Origin of the sequence: Streptomyces sp. NPDC020490 (assembly GCF_044335305.1) — a bacterium.
Taxonomy (GTDB): domain Bacteria; phylum Actinomycetota; class Actinomycetes; order Streptomycetales; family Streptomycetaceae; genus Streptomyces.
Map to the genome: position 1 here is coordinate 406499 of NZ_JBIRUY010000001.1, position 18482 is coordinate 424980.

Sequence of the window (18482 nt, forward strand, 5' to 3'; positions counted from 1 at the left end):
GGGCCCGCCGCACCCGCGTCGCGGCCGGGGTGCCGCGGGCGGCGCCCGCGGACGGGGGCCCCGGCGAGTGGGAGACGTACGACCATGACAGCCCCGGACACCGAGGACCTGCGCGTTCTGCCCCGCCCCCCGCGAAGGTCCGCCTGGCGCGAGCAGGCGCCCGTCGTCGCGGTGGTCGCGCTGGGCGGCGCCGCCGGCGCCACGGCCCGGTACGCGGCGGCCCGCTGGTGGCCCGCCCCGCCGGGCGGCTTCCCCTGGGCGACGTTCTGGACCAACGTCGTCGGCTGCGCCGTGATCGGCGTGTTCATGGTCGTCATCACCGACGTGTGGGCCGCCCACCGCCTGGTGCGCCCCTTCTTCGGCACCGGCGTCCTCGGCGGCTTCACCACCTTCTCGACGTACGCCGTCGACATCCAGAAGCTCATCGACGGCGGCCACCCCCGCACCGGGCTGGCCTACCTCGCGGCGACCGTGCTCGCGGCGCTCGCGGCGGTGTGGCTCGCGGTGACCGCGGCCCGCCGGGTCCTGAAGTGGAGGCAGCCATGACACGGCTGACCGGCCGCGCCCTGCGCGTGACCGTCTTCATCGGCGAGAACGACACCTGGCACCACAAGCCCCTGTACGCGGAGATCGTGCACCGCGCCCACGCGGCCGGCCTCGCCGGCGCCAGCGTCTTCCGCGGCATCGAGGGCTTCGGCGCCTCCTCGCTGATCCACACCTCGCGGCTGCTGTCCCTGAGCGAGGACCTGCCGGTCGCGGTCGTGATCGTGGACACCGAGCAGCGCGTCCGCGCCTTCCTCCCGCAGCTCGACGAGCTCGTCGAGGAGGGGCTCGTCATCCTCGACGACTGCGAGGTCATCCGGTACGTCGGCCGTGACCCCGGCCCGTCCGCGGCCGGCCCGGAGGGTAAGAAGTCGTTGTGAACTGGCTGCTGGTCGTGGTGGGCGCGATGGTCGGCGCGCCGCTGCGCTACCTCACGGACCGGGCGGTGCAGTCCCGGCACGACTCGGTCTTCCCCTGGGGCACCTTCGTGGTGAACGTCACGGGCTGCCTGGTGCTGGGCCTGCTGACCGGCGCGGTTGCCTCCGGAGCAGCCGGTTCCCACCTGCAGCCGCTGATCGGCACCGGTCTGTGCGGGGCCCTGACGACCTACTCGACCTTCTCCTACGAGACCCTGAGGCTGACCGAGACCGGGGCGGGGCTCTACGCTGCCGCCAACGTCGTCGGGAGTGTCGCCGCGGGCCTCGGTGCGGCATTCGCCGGGGTCTGGGCGGCCCAGGCGCTCTGGGCGTAGTCATCCGGCCACACCGGCGCGTAGTAAGACTGTCCGCATAACCTGTCATCAACTCCTCAGAACTGGATCCCATGAGCGTCATCAGCGTCGGTCAGGCCGTCGTCCTCGGAGCCGTCGAGGGAGTGACCGAGTTCCTCCCCGTCTCCTCCACCGGGCATCTGAAGATCACCGAGGGGCTCATGGGCATCCCCGTCGACGACGACGCCGTCGTCGGTTTCTCGGCCGTCATCCAGGTCGGCGCGATCGCCGCCGTGCTCGTGTACTTCTTCAAGGACATCGTGCGGATCGTCTCCGCCTGGGGCCGCGGACTGGCCAACAAGGAGGAGCGGTACCACCACGACTACAAGTTCGCCTGGTGGGTGATCTACGCGACCATCCCGATCGTGGTCGTCGGCCTGGCCGCCAAGCCGCTCATCGAGGGTCCGCTCGCCTCCCTGTGGGTGGTCGCCGGCTCGCTGATCGTCGGCAGCGGGGTGATGTGGGCGGCCGACCAGATGGGCCGGCACAAGCGCGGTGAGGACGACACCTCGCTCAAGGACGCGATGCTGGTCGGCAGCTCGCAGATCCTCGCCCTGCTCTTCCCCGGCTTCTCCCGCTCCGGCGCCACCATGTCCACGGCGCTGATCCTCGACCTGGACCGCGTCGCCGCCACCCGGCTGTCCTTCTTCCTCGGCATCCCCGCCCTGACCGGCGCCGGACTGTACGAACTCAAGGACGCCCTGGGCACGGGGGTGGGCGCCGCCCCGCTCGCCGTCGGCACGATCGTCTCCTTCGTCGTCGCCTACGCCTCGATCGCCTGGCTGCTGAAGTTCGTCGCCAAGCACTCCTTCAACGCCTTCGTGCTCTACCGCCTCGTGGTGGGCGCGCTGCTGCTCGGCCTGCTGGCCACCGGCACCATCGACAGCTGACCCACGCTCGGCCGACCCACGCCGGGGTGGGGGGGGGGGGGGGGGGGCCGGGGGGCCCCCCCCCCCCCCCCCCCCCCCCCCCCCCCCCCCCCCCCGCTCCGTGTCAGGGGGTCCCGGTTTCGGTCCCGCACCTCCGGCACGCGAGGATGGGGCCCATGTCTTCGACGAGCGAGTGGATGCGACGCGCCGGCGCCCGGCCGGCCGGGCCGTGCCGCCGAACCGGGAAGGGGCCGGCCCGGTGACCGCGCCGCTGTACCAGCTGAAGGCCGAGTTCTTCAAGACGCTCGGTCATCCGGCCCGCATCCGGGTCCTGGAACTGCTCAGCGAACGCGAGCACGCGGTGGCGGAGATGCTGCCCGAGGTGGGCATCGAGCCCGCGCACCTGTCCCAGCAGCTCGCCGTGTTGCGCCGGGCCAACCTGGTCCGGACCCGCAAGGAGGGCTCGACCGTCTACTACTCGCTGACCAGCCCGAAGGTCGCGGAACTGCTCGGCGTCGCCAGGACCATCCTCTCCGGCGTCCTGGCCGACCAGGCGGAACTCCTCGCCGACCTGCGCTCCACCCAGCCCCCGCGGCGGGGCGGGCAGTCCGGCTGACGCGGGTCAGCCGGAGACCGCGAGCGTGGGCTGTTCCAGGGTCCGGGACACCGGGCGGCGGGGGGACGCCGGGCCCTGCGGGCCGTAGCCGAGGCGGAGCACCATCTGGGCGTGGATCCGGCCGTCCTGCGGCTCCCGTATCAACTCCTCCCGCAGGTCGGGCCACTCCATCGCCTGGTGCATCAGCGAGGCCCGCAGGCCGCGGGCGGTGGCGACCAGCAGGACGCGCTGGAGGGCCTGGCCGGCCCGCAGCCAGTCCGCGCGCCGGTCGTGCGCCGTGGACAGCACGGCGAGCGCCGGGTCGGTCTCGTAGGCGCGGGCGGCGAGCGTGGCCGGGTGGAGGTGCGCGCCGAAGTCCCGCATCGGTACCCGGTCCCGGTAGTCCTGCGGTCCCACCGCGGCCGGCGGGACGCCGAGCCCCGCACCGTCCGGCTCGTGGACCCAGCGGCGGCTCTCGGCGGCCCGGTCGGGGTCGGCGGTGTTGCGCCGCTCGCCCTCCAGCGTCACCCGCAGCAGACGGTCGGTCCCACCCGCGCCGGGGCGGCTCAGCAGCGCCCCCTCGGCGTGGGCGGCCTCGGTGAGCTCGGTCAGCACGGCGGCGGGCAGCGGCCGGTCGGCGTACGGCAGGCGGCTGCTGTGCCGGCGCCACAGCGCCTCGTACAGCCCGGCGGGCGGCGCGTACCGGGCCGGTCCGCCGAGCCGCAGCGTGGCCAGCAGGTCCGGTTCGTCGGGCCTGGGCAGCAGCCGGGTCACCGGGGCCCAGCCGTGGTGCGCCACCGCCAGCCGCAGGTTGAACAGGGCGCAGCCGACCGACACGTGCAGCGCGCGTCCCGACGGGTCGGTGTGGCGCAGGCCGCGTTCGGAGGCCGCCCGGACCTCCAGCGTGAGCGTGTCCGGGTCGAACCGGAACCGCCACGGCTGGGTGTTGTGGATCGAGGGAGCGGCCGCCGCCGCCGAGACCAGCTCCTCCAGGGTCCTCACGTCGAGAAGAGCGGTGGACATGGTGGTCTCCTCCCCGCCCTCAACCGAAGGGCCGGCGGTCCGTCGATGACGCTGACCACGCTGGCCCCTCACGGGCGGGCGGAGACAGGGGCCGTACGTCCTCCGTGGGCGCCGGACGGCCCCCGCGGCCTCACCGCGTGTGCGGGGGGTTCTGCTCCGGCTGGTCCAGCTGGGAGGCGATCACCGCGGCCTGCACCCGCCGCTGCACGCCCAGCTTGGCCAGCAGCCGGGAGATGTGGTTCTTGACGGTCTTCTCCGACAGGTAGAGCTTCTTGCCGATCTCCCGGTTGGTCAGGCCGTCCCCGATCAGCGTGAGGATCTCCCGCTCCCGCGGCGACAGGCTCGCCAGCTCGGGGGAGAGCTCCGGTTCGGCGGCGGGCTCGGTCCGCAGGGAGCGCATCAGGCGGGCGGTCGTCGCCGGGTCGAGCATCGACTGGCCGGAGGCGACCGTGCGCACCGCCGAGACCAGGTCGGAGCCCTTGATCTGCTTCAGTACGTAGCCGGAGGCGCCGGCCATGATGGCGTCCAGCAGCGCGTCCTCGTCGTCGAACGACGTCAGCATCAGCACCGCCAGCTCCGGCATGCGGCTGCGCAGCTCGCGGCAGACGGAGATGCCGTCGCCGTCCGGCAGCCGTACGTCCAGCACGGCCACGTGCGGGCGCACCGCGGGCGCCCGCACGAGGGCGTGCGCGACGTTCTCGGCGTCGCCGACGACGCTGATGTCGGGCTCCGCGTCCAGCAGGTCGGCAAGACCGCGTCGGACGACCTCGTGGTCGTCCAGCAGGAAGACGCGGATCGGATCCTGCGCCGTGAAGGTGCGTGGCTCGGTCATGTCGACCCCTTGTTTCCCCGGGTGTGAGACGGACTGCGGGCCGTCTGTTCCGACGATCATCATGCGGTATGCGGCGGGACCGGGGCCACCAGGCCCCTCCGTTTCCCCACGTGGCCTATTGCATATTCTGCGCAATCCGTCGCCGCCGCGACAGGCTGCCCCTCCCCTCGGGGGCCGGGGAGTGAGACCTTTATAGGTGTGTCTGTCCCGTTACGCACGCAAAGGGGGTGTGTCCGATGCGGAGGACCGGAGACGGGACCGTCGTGGGGTGGCGCTGGCGGCACAACCCCCTGCGGCGGCGCAGTGACGTGCTGGAGGCGTGGATCCTGCTGATCACCTGGACGGTGGCGGTGTTCGCGGCGGTCGTGGCCGGTGTCCTCGGCTCCCGGGCGCTGGAGCGCCTGGCGGAGCGCGACCGGGCCGCCCGCCTGCCGGTGCCGGCGGTGGTGACCGGCGTCCTGCCCGGCAGCGGCCGGGACGTGTTCACCGGCGTGCGCCCCGACCGGGTGCCGGCGACCGTGCGCTGGACGGACCGCGAGGGGCGGCCGCACACCGGGACCACGGACGTGCCGCGCGCGGCCCGGCCCGGGACCGGGGTGAGGGAGTGGACGGACGGCCGCGGCCACCTGGTCCCCGCGCCCGTCCCGGCCGCCGAGGCGGCGACGCGCGCGGTGCTGGCCGGCACGGGCGCCGCTTTCGTGACCGGCGTGACGGTGCTCGCGGGCGGGTACCTGGTGCGCCTGGGCGTGGAGCGGCGCGCCACCGACCGGTGGGGCACCGAGTGGGAACGCGCCGACCGGCGCTGGGGACACACCACCGGCTGACCCACGGACGCCCTGCCGGACGCGGCGCCCCTGCCGTCAGCCGACGCCTCCCCGCGCCCACGCCGTCGGGGCGGGCGACCTGCCGTCCAGGTCTTGAGAGCTCCCCGCGGCCCCGCTGCACCCGCGGTCGGGCGACGGCGTCTCCGCTTCCTTGCCGGCCCCGCCGTCAGGCATGTGGGCGTCCCCGTGGATCTGGTGTCGGGCTGCGGGGACCTGCCGTGAGGCGGTGGGTGTCTTCGCGGCCTCGCTGACCTCGCCGTGAGGCGGCGGGTGCCCCCGGGGCCCCGCGGCCCCGCTGCACCCGCGGTCGGGTGACGGCGTCTCCGCTTCCCTGCCGGCCCCGCCGTCGGACGGCGGGCGTCCCCGTGGGGCCGGCGTCGGCCCGGCGGGGGGAGCTGCCGTGGTCGGCGGCCCCCGCGGCCCGCCGGACCCGCCCTCAGGAGGTGGGAGTCCCCCGCCCGTCGAGGTCGAAGCGGACGTCCACGACGCCCTCGACCGCCCGTACCATGCGTGCGGCGACCGGGACGAGGGAGGTGTCGCGGACCCGTCCGCCGAGCGTCACGACGCCCTCGTCGACCTCCACCCGCACCTCCGAGTCCGGAGCCGGGAACAGGTAGCCCACGACCTCCCGGCGCACCTCCCTGGCGATGTCCTCGTCCTCGCGCAGGAACACCTTCAGCAGGTCGGCCCGGCTGACGATGCCCTCCAGGCGGCCGTCCTCGTCGACGACGGCGAGCCGCTTGACGCGCGCCCGCGCCATCTCCCGCGCGGCCTGCGCGAGCGTCGCCCCGCCCCGGACGGTGAGGGCGGGGGAGGTCATCAGCTCGCCGGCCGTCACCGAGCCCGCCTTCGCGAGGTCGGACAGCCTGCGCAGCTGCGTGCGCCGGTCGGGGTCGCTGTCGCGGAACTCCTCCTTGGGCAGCAGATCCGCCTCGGAGACCACGCCGACGACCCGGCCGACGCCGTCCACCACGGGCAGCGCGCTCACCTTGTGCTGCTGCAGAGCCCGCACGATGTCCTTGAAGGCCGCCGTCCGGTCGACGGAGGCGACGGCGCGGGTCATCACGTCGCTCACGGTGTGCGGGGTTCCGTACACGTCCGCTTCGCGGGCCTCTCGCCCGACGGGGTCCGGCGCCGTGGTCATCGCATGCCTCCGCTGCCGTACGGGCCGTACAGGTCCAGCAGCCGGGTCCGGGCCGTGCGCAGCCGGTGCGCCACGACCTGGCCCACCCATTCGGCGATGGCCAGCCCGAACACCGGGTCCTTGTGGCACAGCTCGCGCACGGCCGAGGCGTCGAACTCGTACGCCCGCAACGGGGTCACCGCCTCGGCGCCGAGGTGCCAGACGTGCGGCGGGAACAACCAGGACCAGCCGACGATGTCGTTGTGCCCGATGGACTCGATGACGGCCGGACGGCGGCCGGGCACCCGCATGTCGAGGTCGACCGTGCCGGTGCGGACGATCCAGAACTTGTCGGCCCGGCTGCCTTCCTCGAAGAGCCGGGTCCCCTGGGGGTACGACACCTCCCGGGCCAGCTCCATCAGCCGCTGCCGCTGTTCGGCGGGCAGGGCCCGCGGCAGGCTCGTCGTTGCGGGAGCGTTCATGGCGTGCCTCCAGTGCGGCGTACGGAACTGGCCAGTTCCAGCGTGTCGGCGAAGGCGGCGGCGGGCCATGGGCCACCCGGCCCTGCGTCCGGGCCACCCGGCGCGGCGCTACCGGCTGCGGCACCACTCGCGGTACGCGGCGACCGCGGTCGGCAGCGTGGGGAAGATCAGGTCCCGGCCCACCGAGTCGGCCAGCCCGTACGCCTCCAGATCGTCCAGCAGATCCTGTTTCACCCGGGCCAGCGCGAAGACGACGCCGCGGCGGGCCAGCTCGCGGCGCAGCGCGTCGACGGCGTCCAGGGCCGTGATGTCCACCTCCACGTTCGCCTCGGTGTTCAGCACGAACCAGCGCACCGGCCCGGTCTGCTCGTCGACGGCGGCCAGCGCCCGGCGGTGGAAGTCCTGCGCGTTGGCGAAGAACAAGGGGGAGTCGTAGCGGTAGATGAGCAGCCCGGGGATCGTGCGGGCCTGCGGGTAGTCGTCCACGTCGTGCATGCCGGGCACCCCCGGCACCAGCCCCTCGACGGCGTCGTGCGGGCGGGCCACCCGGCTGAGCAGCTCCGCCACCGACAGGCCCACGGCCACCAGCACCCCGTACAGGATGTCCAGGGCCAGCACCCCGGCCAGGCAGCCGAACGCCAGCAGCAGCTCGCGGCGGCGGAAGGAGGCCAGCCGGGCGAAGCCCGCCAGGTCGATCATGCGGACGGCCGCGTACACCACCAGCGCGCCCAGCACCGCGGCCGGCATGCGGGCCATCAGGGGGCTGAGGAACAGCAGGACGCCGAGCACCACCGCGCCCGCCACCAGGGAGTACGCCTGGCTGCGCGCGCCCGCCGAGGAGGCGAGCGCGGTCCGGCTGGCGCTGCTGCTCACCGGGAAGCCGTGCAGGCAGCCGGCGCCGAGGTTCGCCGCGCCCAGGGCCAGGAACTCCTGGTCGGCGTCGAGCGGGGGCGCCTCGTCGTCGCGGCCGCTGAACGCCCGCGCGGTCAGCACGAAGTCGGTGTAGCCGACGATGAGGACGCCCAGGGCGGGCAGCACCAGCCGGGGCAGCACGTCCAGCGCGGGCAGGCCGGCCGTGGGCAGCCCCGAGGGCACCTCGCCGATCACCTTGATGCCGAAGCGGTCATCGAGACCGAACACGCCCACCGCCATGGTGCCCAGCAGCACCGCGAGCAACGGGCCGGGCAGCGGGCGCGGCAGCCGGTTCACCGCGAACAGGAAGGCGAGCGCGACGGCCGAGAACAGCACCGTCGCGCCGTGCGCCTGGCCCGCGTTCCGCAGGAACGACCACAGCTGCGCGAAGAAGGCCGAACCGGTGGTGGGCACGCCCGTCAGCTTGGGCAGCTGATCCACGATCATGATCAGGGCGACGCCCGCGAGATAGCCGATCAGCACCGGCCGGGACAGCAGGTCGGCGACGAAACCCAGCCTCAGCACCCGCGCCGCCAGGCACAGCAGGCCCACCGCGACGGCGAGGGCCGCCGCGAGCGAGGCGTAACGGGACGGGTCGCCGCCCGCGAGCGGACCCACCACGACCGCCGTCATCAGCGCCGTCGTCGACTCGGGGCCCACCGACAGCAGCCGGGAGGAGCCCAGCAGCGCGTACAGGCCCAACGCGGGCAGGATCGCCCACAGCCCCGCCACCGGCGGCAGCCCGGCCACGCCCGAGTACGCCATCACCTGCGGGACGAGGTACGCCGCCACCGTGAGCCCCGCCAGCAGGTCGCCGCGCAGCCAGGACCGGCGGTACGAGCCCAACGCGGCGATCCCGGGCGCCAGCCGGCGCCAGTCACGTATATGCCCGCCCGAGCCGCGCACCCTGGGCCTCCCTCCGCCGGCCTGTCCGGCATCCGCCGTGCCACGGCCCACCGCCCGGCCACCTCGGCGGCGCCGGCGTCCACGACTCGGCGACTGCCGGGAAAGAGCCGTTCAGACCATACGACCCCGCCGCCGACGTGCGACGTCGGCCCCGCGGTGGACGCCGTTCGCGGGCCGGCACGGCCGTTGGGCCGGTCGGTCCCGGCGGGGGACATGCGGCCCCTGCAGCGCCCGCCGGGAACTGGCCGACGCTGGGAGCAGATCCCGATCAGGAGGCAGAAATGGTCCGTACCGTTGTCGCAGGACTCGACGGCTCGCCCGAAAGCAGGGCCGCCGCGGAATGGGCCGCCCGCGAGGCGAAACTGCGCGGCCTGCCGCTGAGGATCGTCCACGTGTGGGAGCCCGTCCCCGCGCCGATGGCCCAGGCACCCTTCCTCGGCGCCGAGACCCGGCAGCAGTGGACCGACCAGTACCCCGCGGACACCGCCGCCGGCCTGCGGCTGCGCCACCCCGGCGTCGAGGTGACCGTCGAGCAGGCCGACGGCCGGCCCGCCGACGTGCTGCTCGAGGCGGCGAAGGACGCCGACCTGCTCGTCCTCGGCTCCCGCGGCCTGAGCGGCATCGGCGGTTTCCTGGTCGGCTCCGTCGGACTGGCCGTCGTGGCGCACACCACCACGCCCGTGGTGCTGGTCAGGGCCGGGGAGCAGGCCGCCGACGAGCACCAGCCGGACCCGGTGGGCATCCCGTCGGCCGCCACCCCCTACCGTCCCGTGGTGCTCGGCCTCGACCCGGCCGGACCCGACGACACCCTCCTGGAGTTCGCCTTCGAGGCCGCCGCCCGCCGCTCGGCCGTCCTGCGGATCGTCTACGGGTGGAACCTGCCGCCGTACTACACCTACGGCCTGACCGTCGACCCGCAGTTCCACGACGAGGTCGCCCGCCAGCAGGCCGCGGCCCTCGCCGAGGCCGTGCGCCCCTGGCGGCGGAAGTACCCCGACGTCGAGGTCGTCGAGGAGTCCCGGGCCGGCAGCGCCGCCGGCTTCCTGGTCGACGCCGCCGACGGGGCCGCGCTGCTGGTCGTGGGCCGCCGCGCCCGCCGCACCCCGCTCGGGCCGTTCATCGGCCCCGTCGCGCACGCGGTGCTGCACCACTCCACCGCCCCCGTCGCCGTCGTCCCGCACGACTGACCACCCGAGGAGCGAGCGACATGAACGCCGGCGACGACGTACCGCGCGGCCGGGTCAGGGCCCGCATCGTGTTCGATCTGGAATCAGGACGGTGAGGACGATGGAACTGCCCCTCGTGGTGGGCACGGACGGCTCCGAGCCGAGTCTGCGCGCCGTGGACTGGGCGGCCGACGAGGCCGCGCTGCACGGCGTGCCGCTCAGGGTCGTGTACGCCTCTCTCTGGGAGCGCTACGAAGGCGCCGCGCTCGCCCAGGAGATCCGCAAGCCGTCGGACGAGGTCCTGGCCGAGGACATCGTCGAGGGCGCCGTGGACCGGGCGCGCCGCCGCCACCCGGAGCTGAAGGTGTCCGGCGAGGTGCTGGCCGAGGAGCCCGAGTACGCCCTGGTGCGCGAGGGCCGCAACGCCTCCGCCGTGGTGGTGGGCACCCGCGGCCGCAGCGGCGTCGCCGAGTACCTGCTCGGCTCCGTCAGCCTCACCGTCGCCGCCCACGCCGACTGCCCGGTGATCGTGCTGCGCGGCAGCCAGGACAAGCGGGCCGAGCCGGGCACCCACGGGCGCGTCCTGGTCGCCGTCGGCGAGGACGGCGCCGACGCCCCCGCCGTGCGCTTCGCCTACGACGAGGCCCGGCGCCGCGGGGTCCCGCTGGAAGCCGTACGGGCCTGGCGGTGCCCCGCGCACGAGACCACCGACCATCCACTGCTGGCCGGCGAACCCGCCCGGGCGCACGAGGAACGCGCCGCCGAGGCGCTGGAGGCGGCCCTGCGTGACGCCCCGCCGGACCTGGAGGTGCGCCGGCGCACCGTGGAGGGCCACGCCCGCCGGGTGCTGGTGGCCGCCTCGCAGGGCGCCGACCTGCTGGTCGTCGGGGCCAAGCGGCGCCCCGGACACGTCGGACTGCAGCTCGGCCGGGTCACGCACGCCGTGCTGCACCACTCCGCCTGCCCGGTGGCCGTGGTACCGCACCGGGTGTGAGGCCCAGGACGGGGCCCGTGACGGGGCCCGTGAGTGGCTTACAGGCTCGCCGCGTGATCCGGGACGTAGGTCTGCAGATCGCGCGGCGGGCGCTCGTACCCGGTCGACGGCGGCCGCGGCGGCAGCTCCAGCACCGGCGGCGGCACGTCACGGTAGGGCACCGTGCTCAGCAGGTGGGCGATCATGTTCAGCCGGGCCCGGCGCTTGTCGTCGCTCTCCACGACGTACCATGGGGCCTCGCTGATGTCGGTGTGCACCAGCATCTCGTCCTTGGCCCGCGAGTAGGCCTCCCAGCGCGTGATCGACTCCAGGTCCATCGGCGACAGCTTCCAGCGCCGCAGCGGGTCGTCCAGACGGCGCCGGAACCGCTCCTGCTGCACCGCGTCGCTCACCGAGAACCAGTACTTGCGCAGCAGGATCCCGTCCTCCACCAGCATCCGCTCGAAGATGGGGCACTGCCTGAGGAAGAGCTGGTACTCCTCCCTGGTGCAGAAACCCATCACGTGCTCGACCCCGGCCCGGTTGTACCAGGACCGGTCGAACAGCACGATCTCCCCGGCGGCCGGCAGATGCTCGACGTACCGCTGGAAGTACCACTGGGTGCGCTCCCGCTCGGTCGGCTTCGGCAGCGCCGCGATGCGGGCGACTCGCGGATTGAGATGTTCCGCGACACGCTTGATGGTGCCGCCCTTGCCCGCCGCGTCCCGGCCCTCGAAGACGACCACCAGACGAGCGCCCTCGGCCCGCACCCACTCCTGCAGCCTCACCAACTCCGCCTGCAGCCGGAGCAGTTCCTTCTCGTAGGTCTTGCGCGGCAGCGCCGCCGCGTCCTTGCCGGCCATTGCCGCCGCCTCCACCGCTCGATGACCCGTGCCGCTGACACATGGAGCCACTGATGCCCAAGGTCGAACACCAGGACGCCACCGTACTGACCGACGACGAAGTACGCACCCTGGACGCCCACTGGCGGGCCGCCAACTACCTGGCCGCCGGGCAGATCTACCTGCTCGCCAACCCGCTGCTGCGCGAGCCGCTGAAGCCGGAGCACATCAAGCCGCGGCTGCTCGGGCACTGGGGCACCTCGCCCGGGCTGAACCTCGTGTACACCCACCTCAACCGGGTCATCAAGGCACGCGGCCTGGACGCCCTGTGCATCTGGGGCCCCGGCCACGGCGGCCCCTCCGTGGTCGCCAACTCCTGGCTGGAGGGCACCTACAGCGACACCTACCCGGACGTCACCCGCGACGAGGCGGGCATGGAGCGGCTGTTCCGGCAGTTCTCCTTCCCCGGCGGCGTCCCCAGCCACGTGGCGCCGGAGACACCCGGCTCGATCCACGAGGGCGGCGAGCTCGGCTACTCGCTCTCCCACGCCTACGGCGCGGCCTTCGACAACCCCGGCCTGGTGGTCGCCTGCGTGATCGGCGACGGCGAGGCGGAGACCGGGCCGCTGGCCGCCTCCTGGCACTCGAACAAGTTCCTCGACCCGGTGCGCGACGGCGCCGTCCTGCCGATCCTGCACCTCAACGGCTACAAGATCGCCAACCCGGCCGTGCTGGCCCGCCTGCCCGAGCCGGAACTCGACGACCTGCTGCGCGGCTACGGCCACGCCCCCCTCCACGTCACCGGCGACGACCCGGCCGCCGTCCACCGGGCGATGGCCGGCGCCCTCGACGAGGCGCTCGACCGCATCGCCCTGCTGCAGCGCACGGCCCGCGAGGAGGGCGTCACCGAACGGCCCCGCTGGCCCGTGATCGTCCTGCGCACGCCGAAGGGCTGGACCGGCCCCGCCGAGGTCGACGGCCTGCCGGTGGAGGGCACCTGGCGGGCCCACCAGGTGCCGCTGTCCGGCGTCCGGGAGAACCCGGGGCACCTGCGGCAGCTGGAGAGCTGGCTGCGCTCCTACCGCCCGGCGGAACTCTTCGACGCCGACGGCCGGCCGGCCGCCGACGTCCTCGCCTGCGTCCCCGGCGGCGACCGGCGCCTGGGCGCCACCCCGCACGCCAACGGCGGTCTGCTGCTGCGCGAGCTGCCCGCCGTACCCCTGGAGCGCCACGCGGTGGAGGTCGACAAGCCGGGCACCACCCTGCACGAACCGACCCGCGTCCTCGGCGGCCTCCTCGAAGAGGTCATGAAACAGACCGCGGCCCGCCGCGACTTCCGGCTCGTCGGCCCCGACGAGACCGCCTCCAACCGGCTGCAGGCCGTCTTCGGCGCCAGCGGCAAGGCCTGGCAGGCGCGCACCCTCCCCGTCGACGAGCACCTCGACCGGCACGGGCGGGTCCTGGAGATCCTGTCCGAACACACCTGCCAGGGCTGGCTGGAGGGCTACCTCCTCACCGGCCGGCACGGCCTGTTCTCCTGCTACGAGGCGTTCGTGCACATCGTCGACTCGATGGTCAACCAGCACATCAAATGGCTGCGCACCTCCCGGGGGCTGCCCTGGCGCGCCCCCATCGCCTCCCTCAACTACCTGCTCACCTCGCACGTGTGGCGCCAGGACCACAACGGCTTCTCCCACCAGGACCCCGGCTTCGTCGACCACGTCCTCAACAAGAGCCCCGAGGTCGTGCGCGTCTACCTCCCGCCGGACGCCAACACCCTGCTGTCGGTGGCCGACCACGCGCTGCACAGCCGCGACCACGTGAACGTGATCGTGGCCGGCAAGCAGCCCTGCTTCGACTGGCTGTCCATCGACGCCGCCCGCGTCCACTGCGCCCGCGGCGCCGGCATCTGGGAGTGGGCGGGCACGGAGAACGGCGGCGAGCCGGACGTCGTCCTCGCCTGCGCCGGCGACGTGCCCACCCAGGAGGTGCTGGCCGCCGCGCAGCTGCTGCGCCGGCACCTGCCCGGCCTCGCCGTCCGCGTGGTCAACGTCGTCGACATGGCCCGCCTGATGCCCCGCGAGGAGCACCCGCACGGCATGAGCGACTTCGAGTACGACGGCCTGTTCACCACGGACAAGCCGGTGATCTTCGCCTACCACGGCTACCCGTGGCTGATCCACCGGCTCGCCTACCGGCGCACCGGGCACCGCAACCTGCACGTGCGCGGCTACAAGGAGGCCGGCACCACGACCACCCCGTTCGACATGGTGGTCCGCAACGACCTCGACCGCTACCGGCTGGTCATGGACGTCATCGACCGGGTGCCCGGCCTCGCCGTCCGCGCCGCCGCCGTACGCCAGCGGATGGCCGACGTCCGCACCCGCCACCACGCATGGATCCGCGAGCACGGCACCGACCTGCCCGAGGTCGCGGAGTGGACCTTCGACGCCTGAGATCAGGTCCCGATCGGGGGCCGACCGGCCCCCGATCCGTGCCCCGACAGCCCATGGGAGCGGGGACCGTTCCGCTGGACCCTCGGAGTGTCAACAGACCTGGAGGGATCCGCGATGACGCACGACGCGCCGGGCAGGCCCATGGTCCACGCTCTCCTCGCGGACGGCAGCACGGTGTGCATCCGCGGCGTGCGCCCGGACGACCACGACCAGCTGCGGGGGTTCTACGAGGAGATGTCCCCGGAGAACCTGCGGCTCAGGTTCTTCTCCGCGAGCCGGCGCTCCGCCGAGCTGGCCGCCGACCGGGCGTGCGCCTCGCCGCGTCCGGGACACCGCGCCCTCGTCGCCGAGACCCAGGGCCGGATCATCGGCCTCGCCGAGTACGACACGGCCGGCGGCGACGGCGAGGAGGCCGAGATCTCCATCGCCGTCTCCGACTCCGTGCACCACCGGGGCGTGGGCACCCTGCTGACCGAGCACCTGGTCTCCGCCGCCCGGGCCGAGGGCATCACCGGCTTCACCGCGGAGGCGCTCAGCGAGAACCACGAGGTGCTGCGCCTGTTCGCCGACCTCGGCCTGCACACGGCGCGCCACTTCGACGGACCCGAGGTGCGCTGCACCATCGCGCTCGACGAGTCCGACAGCTACCTCACGGCCGTGGAGGAACGCGGGCGGGCCGCCGACGTGGCCAGCCTCCAGCCGCTGCTGCGGCCGCACGTGGTCGCCGTCGTCGGCGCCGGCCGCAAGCCGGGCTCGGTGGGCCGGGCGGTCCTGCACCACCTGCGCGCCGGCCGCTACGCCGGGCGCCTGTTCGCCGTGAACCCGGCCGCCGACGCGATCCTCGGCGTGCCGTCCTACCCGTCGGTCTCCGCCCTGCCCGTGACACCCGACCTCGCCGTCCTCGCCGTACCCGCCGCCGCCGTCCCCGGCACCGCCGAGGAGTGCGGCAAGGCGGGCGCGCGGGCCCTCCTCGTGGTCACCGCCGGACTCGACGCCGACCAGGCGCGCGCCCTGCTGACGGCGTGCCGGGCGGGCGGCATGCGGCTGGTCGGCCCCAACTGCCTCGGCGTCGGCAACACCGAACCGGACCTGCGGCTTGACGCCACCTTCGCCGCCGACCACCCCCGCCCCGGCACCGCGGGCGTCGCCGTGCAGTCCGGGGGAGTGGGCATCGCCCTCCTCGACGGGCTGTCCCGGCTCGGCATCGGCGTCTCCACCTTCGCCTCCCTCGGCGACAAGTACGACGTCAGCGGCAACGACATGCTCCAGTGGTGGGAGAGCGACGGCCGCACCGACCTCGCCCTGCTGCACCTGGAGTCCTTCGGCAACCCGCGCGCCTTCTCCCGCACCGCCCGGCGCGTCACCCGCCGGATGCCGGTGCTGACCGTCGACGCCGGCCGCACCGACGCCGGCCGGCGCGCCGCCGCCTCGCACACCGCGGCCGCCGCCACCCGCACCATGACCCGCGCCGCGCTGTTCACCCAGGCCGGCATCACCGCCACCCGCTCCTGCGGCGAACTCCTCGAAGCCGCCGCCCTGATGCACTCCCAGCCGCTGCCCGCCGGCCCCCGCGTCACCATCGTCACCAACGCCGGCGGCGCCGGCGTGCTCGCCGCCGACGCCTGCGCCGAGGCCGGGCTGACCCTTCAGCCGCCGTCCCCCGGCCTCGTCGACGCCCTGCGCACGGTCCTGCCCGACGGCGCCACGGCCGGCAACCCCGTCGACGTCACCGCCGCCGTCACGGAGGAACAGCTCACCCGGTGCGTGGACCTGGTCATGCGGTCTCCCGCCGTCGACGCCGTGCTCGTCGTCCTCGTCCCCACGGCGGTCGCCGCGGCGACCGGCGACGACCTGGTCCGGGCCCTCACCGGCGGCCCGGCACGGCAGCCGAAGCCGGTCGCCGTGCTCCGGCTGGAACAGGCCCTGCCCGTCGAACTGCTGCCCGCGGCCGACGGCGGCACCGTGCCCGCGTACGCCGAACCCCAGTCCGCGGCACGGGCCCTGGCCCACGCGGCCCGCCGCGCCGCCTGGCTCGCCCGTCCCGCCGGCACCGTCCCCCTCCTCGACGGCGTCGACGGCGCACGCGCCCACGCCGTCGTCGAGGACTTCCTCGACGCCCACCCCGAGGGAGGCTGGCTGCACCCGCGCGAGTGCGCCGGACTCCTCGACTGCTACGGCGTCCCGCAGTCGCCGTGGGCCTGGGCGGAGACCGAGGACGAGGCCGTCCTCGCCGCCGACCGGCTGCGCGGCGCCGACGGCCGGGTCGTCATGAAGGGCCACTGGCCGGGCCTGCTGCACAAGACCGCCGAGCACGCCGTCCACCTGGACCTGCGCGGCGACCAGCAGGTGCGCGCCGCCTTCCGCGACCTTCGGACCCGGTTCGCCGGACTGCTGACCGGCGTCGTGCTGCAGCCGCTCGCCGACCGCGGCACGGAACTGTTCGCGGGCGTCGTCCAGGACGAGGTCTTCGGCCCGCTGGTCCTGTTCGGGCTCGGCGGCACCGCGACCGAGGTCCTCGCCGACCACGCCGCCCGGCTCGCCCCGCTCACCGACCTGGACGTCCACGACCTGATCACGGCCCCGCGCTGCGCCCCGCTGCTGCTGGGCGAGGGCGGTGCCCGGCCGGTCGATCTCCAGGGCCTCGAACAACTGCTGCTGAGGCTGTCCCGCATGGCGAGCGACCTGCCGCAGCTGGCCGAGGCCGACTTCAACCCCGTTCTCGCGACACCGGACGGAGTCCGTGTGCTCGACGCCCGGGTGCGCCTGCTGCCCCGCAGGCCCCAGGACCCCTATCTGCGCCGGCTCCGCTGAGGAGGAACAGTCATGAGGCACAACAAGGTCGGCTCCGTCATGACCACGGAGGTCGTCCGCGCCGAGTACGGCACGCCCTTCAAGGAAGTGGCCCGGCTGCTCGGCGAGCACCGCATCAGCGGACTGCCGGTGGTGGACGACGACGAGAAGGTCATCGGCGTCATCTCCGAGACGGACCTGCTGATGCGGCAGGCCGAGAGCCCGGACCCGGCCGAGCCGAGGAAGCGCTTCCGGCTCGCCGACCTCACCCACGAGGGGCGGATCCGCGCCGCCAAGAGCCGGGCCCGCACCGCCGGCCAGCTGATGACCGAGCCCGCCGTCACCGTGCACGCCGACGAGACCATCGTCGAGGCCGCCCGCATCATGGCGCAGCACCGGGTGGAACGGCTGCCCGTCCTGGACGAGGAACAGCGCCTCGTCGGCATCGTCACCCGCCGTGACCTGCTGCAGGTGTTCCTGCGGCCCGACGCCGACATCCACGACGAGGTCGTCGACGAGGTCCTGGTCCGCGCCCTGTGGCTGGCCCCGCGCAGCATCGACGTCTCGGTGACCGAGGGCGTGGTCACGCTCTCCGGGCACATGGAGCGCAAGAGCGAGACCGAGATCGCCGTGTCCATGACCCGGCAGATCGACGGGGTGGTCGCCGTCGTCAGCAAGCTGACCCACCGGCTCGACGACTCCCACATCCAGCCCGAGGAGCAGGCGCTGCACGGCGTCGCCGACGACTGGCTGCGCAGGCTGTGACGTGATCTGACGTGACGTGAGGTGAGAGGAGGCGGATCGCCATGCCGACGCGCGTGCTGGTCGCCTACGGAACGAAGAACGGATCGACCGCGCAGATCGCGGAGGCGGTGGCCGACGTGCTGCGCAAGGAGGGGCTCACGGCCGACACGGCACCCGCCTCGGCGGTCACCGACGTCACCCCGTACGACGCCGTCGTGGTCGGCGGCGCCCTGTACGCCGGACGCTGGCACAAGGACGCCCGCCGCCTGCTGCGCCGGCACGGCCGGAAGCTGGCCGGACGCCCGCTGTGGCTGTTCAGCAGCGGCCCCCTCGACGCGACCGCCTCGGAGCGGGACATCCCGCCCGTCACCGGCGTGCTGCGTGCCATGGACCGGCTCGACGCCCGGGAGCACGTCACCTTCGGCGGCCGTCTGGAGGAGGGCGCCGAGGGGCGCATCGCGCGGATGATCCTGCGCAGCGGCAAGGGCGGGGACTTCCGCGACTTCCCCGCGATCGAGGCGTGGGCGGCGCGCGTCGCCGACACGCTGGTGAAGGCGCAGCGGGAAGCCGAGGAGACCGGGTGAGGGAGGCGGCGTGTGACGGACCCCGGCGCGAGCCGCGCGCCGGGGTCCG

At 74.3% G+C, this 18482-nt stretch carries 18 protein-coding genes; 12 read left to right on the forward strand and 6 right to left on the reverse strand.

Features of this window, described 5'->3' with window-relative positions; all coding sequences use genetic code 11:
• Positions 1-84 precede the first annotated feature (84 nt).
• The 5 genes from crcB (ACH4ZX_RS01825) (at position 85) to ACH4ZX_RS01845 (ending at position 2797) form a co-directional block, all read left to right on the forward strand.
• Positions 85-546: a fluoride efflux transporter CrcB gene (gene crcB / locus ACH4ZX_RS01825; protein WP_398265873.1), complete on the forward strand. Its 462-nt coding sequence runs from the start codon at positions 85-87 to the stop codon at positions 544-546.
• Positions 543-923 (forward strand): DUF190 domain-containing protein, encoded by a 381-nt coding sequence (locus ACH4ZX_RS01830; RefSeq protein WP_398265876.1) that lies wholly within the window; start codon positions 543-545, stop codon positions 921-923. Before crcB (ACH4ZX_RS01825) ends, ACH4ZX_RS01830 begins: the two co-directional genes overlap by 4 nt.
• A complete protein-coding gene (gene crcB, locus ACH4ZX_RS01835; RefSeq protein WP_398265879.1) occupies positions 920-1294 on the forward strand; it encodes a fluoride efflux transporter CrcB in 375 nt (124 codons plus the stop codon). Before ACH4ZX_RS01830 ends, crcB (ACH4ZX_RS01835) begins: the two co-directional genes overlap by 4 nt.
• A gap of 71 nt (positions 1295-1365) precedes the next feature.
• Positions 1366-2202 carry an undecaprenyl-diphosphate phosphatase gene (locus ACH4ZX_RS01840; protein WP_360748895.1) on the forward strand — a complete coding sequence of 279 codons (837 nt, stop codon included), beginning with the start codon at positions 1366-1368 and terminating at the stop codon, positions 2200-2202.
• Between the two features lie 238 nt (positions 2203-2440).
• A complete protein-coding gene (locus ACH4ZX_RS01845; RefSeq protein ID WP_398265882.1) occupies positions 2441-2797 on the forward strand; it encodes an ArsR/SmtB family transcription factor in 357 nt (118 codons plus the stop codon).
• Positions 2798-2803: 6 nt separating this feature from the next.
• On the opposite strand, the gene ACH4ZX_RS01850 is transcribed toward ACH4ZX_RS01845, so the two are convergent.
• Positions 2804-3799 (reverse strand): Acg family FMN-binding oxidoreductase, encoded by a 996-nt coding sequence (locus ACH4ZX_RS01850; RefSeq protein ID WP_398265885.1) that lies wholly within the window; start codon positions 3797-3799, stop codon positions 2804-2806.
• Between the two features lie 130 nt (positions 3800-3929).
• Positions 3930-4631, reverse strand: a complete 702-nt coding sequence (locus tag ACH4ZX_RS01855) for a response regulator transcription factor (RefSeq protein WP_324787725.1) — start codon at positions 4629-4631, stop codon at positions 3930-3932.
• Positions 4632-4867: 236 nt separating this feature from the next.
• On the opposite strand from ACH4ZX_RS01855, the gene ACH4ZX_RS01860 reads away from it, so the two are divergent.
• Positions 4868-5455: a hypothetical protein gene (locus ACH4ZX_RS01860; protein ID WP_398265889.1), complete on the forward strand. Its 588-nt coding sequence runs from the start codon at positions 4868-4870 to the stop codon at positions 5453-5455.
• A gap of 436 nt (positions 5456-5891) precedes the next feature.
• On the opposite strand, the gene ACH4ZX_RS01865 is transcribed toward ACH4ZX_RS01860, so the two are convergent.
• From ACH4ZX_RS01865 to ACH4ZX_RS01875, 3 genes are all read right to left on the reverse strand, one after another.
• On the reverse strand, positions 5892-6551 hold the full coding sequence (locus tag ACH4ZX_RS01865; RefSeq protein ID WP_398266667.1) for a CBS domain-containing protein: 660 nt from the start codon (positions 6549-6551) through the stop codon (positions 5892-5894).
• A gap of 44 nt (positions 6552-6595) precedes the next feature.
• Positions 6596-7060: a cyclic nucleotide-binding domain-containing protein gene (locus ACH4ZX_RS01870; protein WP_324787722.1), complete on the reverse strand. Its 465-nt coding sequence runs from the start codon at positions 7058-7060 to the stop codon at positions 6596-6598.
• A gap of 108 nt (positions 7061-7168) precedes the next feature.
• Positions 7169-8878, reverse strand: coding sequence for a SulP family inorganic anion transporter (locus ACH4ZX_RS01875; protein WP_398265892.1), 1710 nt, complete (start codon positions 8876-8878; stop codon positions 7169-7171).
• Between the two features lie 281 nt (positions 8879-9159).
• On the opposite strand from ACH4ZX_RS01875, the gene ACH4ZX_RS01880 reads away from it, so the two are divergent.
• Positions 9160-10065 carry a universal stress protein gene (locus ACH4ZX_RS01880; RefSeq protein WP_398265895.1) on the forward strand — a complete coding sequence of 302 codons (906 nt, stop codon included), beginning with the start codon at positions 9160-9162 and terminating at the stop codon, positions 10063-10065.
• A 100-nt stretch (positions 10066-10165) separates the two neighbouring features.
• A complete protein-coding gene (locus tag ACH4ZX_RS01885) occupies positions 10166-11038 on the forward strand; it encodes a universal stress protein (RefSeq protein WP_398265898.1) in 873 nt (290 codons plus the stop codon).
• 38 nt (positions 11039-11076) lie between these two features.
• Here ACH4ZX_RS01885 and ppk2 read toward each other — a convergent pair whose 3' ends face one another.
• Entirely contained in the window at positions 11077-11880 is an 804-nt protein-coding gene (ppk2, locus tag ACH4ZX_RS01890) for a polyphosphate kinase 2 (protein ID WP_360753976.1), read from the reverse strand.
• 53 nt (positions 11881-11933) lie between these two features.
• Here ppk2 and ACH4ZX_RS01895 point away from each other — a divergent pair, with 53 nt between their 5' ends.
• The 4 genes from ACH4ZX_RS01895 (at position 11934) to ACH4ZX_RS01910 (ending at position 18433) form a co-directional block, all read left to right on the forward strand.
• Positions 11934-14315: a phosphoketolase gene (locus ACH4ZX_RS01895; protein WP_398265901.1), complete on the forward strand. Its 2382-nt coding sequence runs from the start codon at positions 11934-11936 to the stop codon at positions 14313-14315.
• 114 nt (positions 14316-14429) lie between these two features.
• Positions 14430-17126: a GNAT family N-acetyltransferase gene (locus ACH4ZX_RS01900; protein WP_398265904.1), complete on the forward strand. Its 2697-nt coding sequence runs from the start codon at positions 14430-14432 to the stop codon at positions 17124-17126.
• A 12-nt stretch (positions 17127-17138) separates the two neighbouring features.
• Positions 17139-17870 carry a CBS domain-containing protein gene (locus ACH4ZX_RS01905; RefSeq protein WP_398265907.1) on the forward strand — a complete coding sequence of 244 codons (732 nt, stop codon included), beginning with the start codon at positions 17139-17141 and terminating at the stop codon, positions 17868-17870.
• A 41-nt stretch (positions 17871-17911) separates the two neighbouring features.
• The gene (locus ACH4ZX_RS01910) at positions 17912-18433 is read left to right on the forward strand and encodes a flavodoxin domain-containing protein (RefSeq protein ID WP_398265910.1); all 522 of its coding nucleotides are present in this window, start codon (positions 17912-17914) and stop codon (positions 18431-18433) included.
• Positions 18434-18482: the final 49 nt, after the last annotated feature.

What these genes read in the sequence shown, in the direction of transcription:
- crcB (WP_398265873.1), top strand. Translation starts at nt 85, where the DNA reads ATGACAGCCCCGGACACCGAGGACCTGCGCGTTCTGCCCCGCCCCCCG.
- ACH4ZX_RS01830 (WP_398265876.1), top strand. Translation starts at nt 543, where the DNA reads ATGACACGGCTGACCGGCCGCGCCCTGCGCGTGACCGTCTTCATCGGC.
- ACH4ZX_RS01840 (WP_360748895.1), top strand. Translation starts at nt 1,366, where the DNA reads ATGAGCGTCATCAGCGTCGGTCAGGCCGTCGTCCTCGGAGCCGTCGAG.
- ACH4ZX_RS01850 (WP_398265885.1), bottom strand. Translation starts at nt 3,799, where the DNA reads ATGTCCACCGCTCTTCTCGACGTGAGGACCCTGGAGGAGCTGGTCTCG.
- ACH4ZX_RS01855 (WP_324787725.1), bottom strand. Translation starts at nt 4,631, where the DNA reads ATGACCGAGCCACGCACCTTCACGGCGCAGGATCCGATCCGCGTCTTC.
- ACH4ZX_RS01860 (WP_398265889.1), top strand. Translation starts at nt 4,868, where the DNA reads ATGCGGAGGACCGGAGACGGGACCGTCGTGGGGTGGCGCTGGCGGCAC.
- ACH4ZX_RS01870 (WP_324787722.1), bottom strand. Translation starts at nt 7,060, where the DNA reads ATGAACGCTCCCGCAACGACGAGCCTGCCGCGGGCCCTGCCCGCCGAA.
- ACH4ZX_RS01880 (WP_398265895.1), top strand. Translation starts at nt 9,160, where the DNA reads ATGGTCCGTACCGTTGTCGCAGGACTCGACGGCTCGCCCGAAAGCAGG.
- ACH4ZX_RS01885 (WP_398265898.1), top strand. Translation starts at nt 10,166, where the DNA reads ATGGAACTGCCCCTCGTGGTGGGCACGGACGGCTCCGAGCCGAGTCTG.
- ppk2 (WP_360753976.1), bottom strand. Translation starts at nt 11,880, where the DNA reads ATGGCCGGCAAGGACGCGGCGGCGCTGCCGCGCAAGACCTACGAGAAG.
- ACH4ZX_RS01895 (WP_398265901.1), top strand. Translation starts at nt 11,934, where the DNA reads ATGCCCAAGGTCGAACACCAGGACGCCACCGTACTGACCGACGACGAA.
- ACH4ZX_RS01900 (WP_398265904.1), top strand. Translation starts at nt 14,430, where the DNA reads ATGACGCACGACGCGCCGGGCAGGCCCATGGTCCACGCTCTCCTCGCG.
- ACH4ZX_RS01905 (WP_398265907.1), top strand. Translation starts at nt 17,139, where the DNA reads ATGAGGCACAACAAGGTCGGCTCCGTCATGACCACGGAGGTCGTCCGC.
- ACH4ZX_RS01910 (WP_398265910.1), top strand. Translation starts at nt 17,912, where the DNA reads ATGCCGACGCGCGTGCTGGTCGCCTACGGAACGAAGAACGGATCGACC.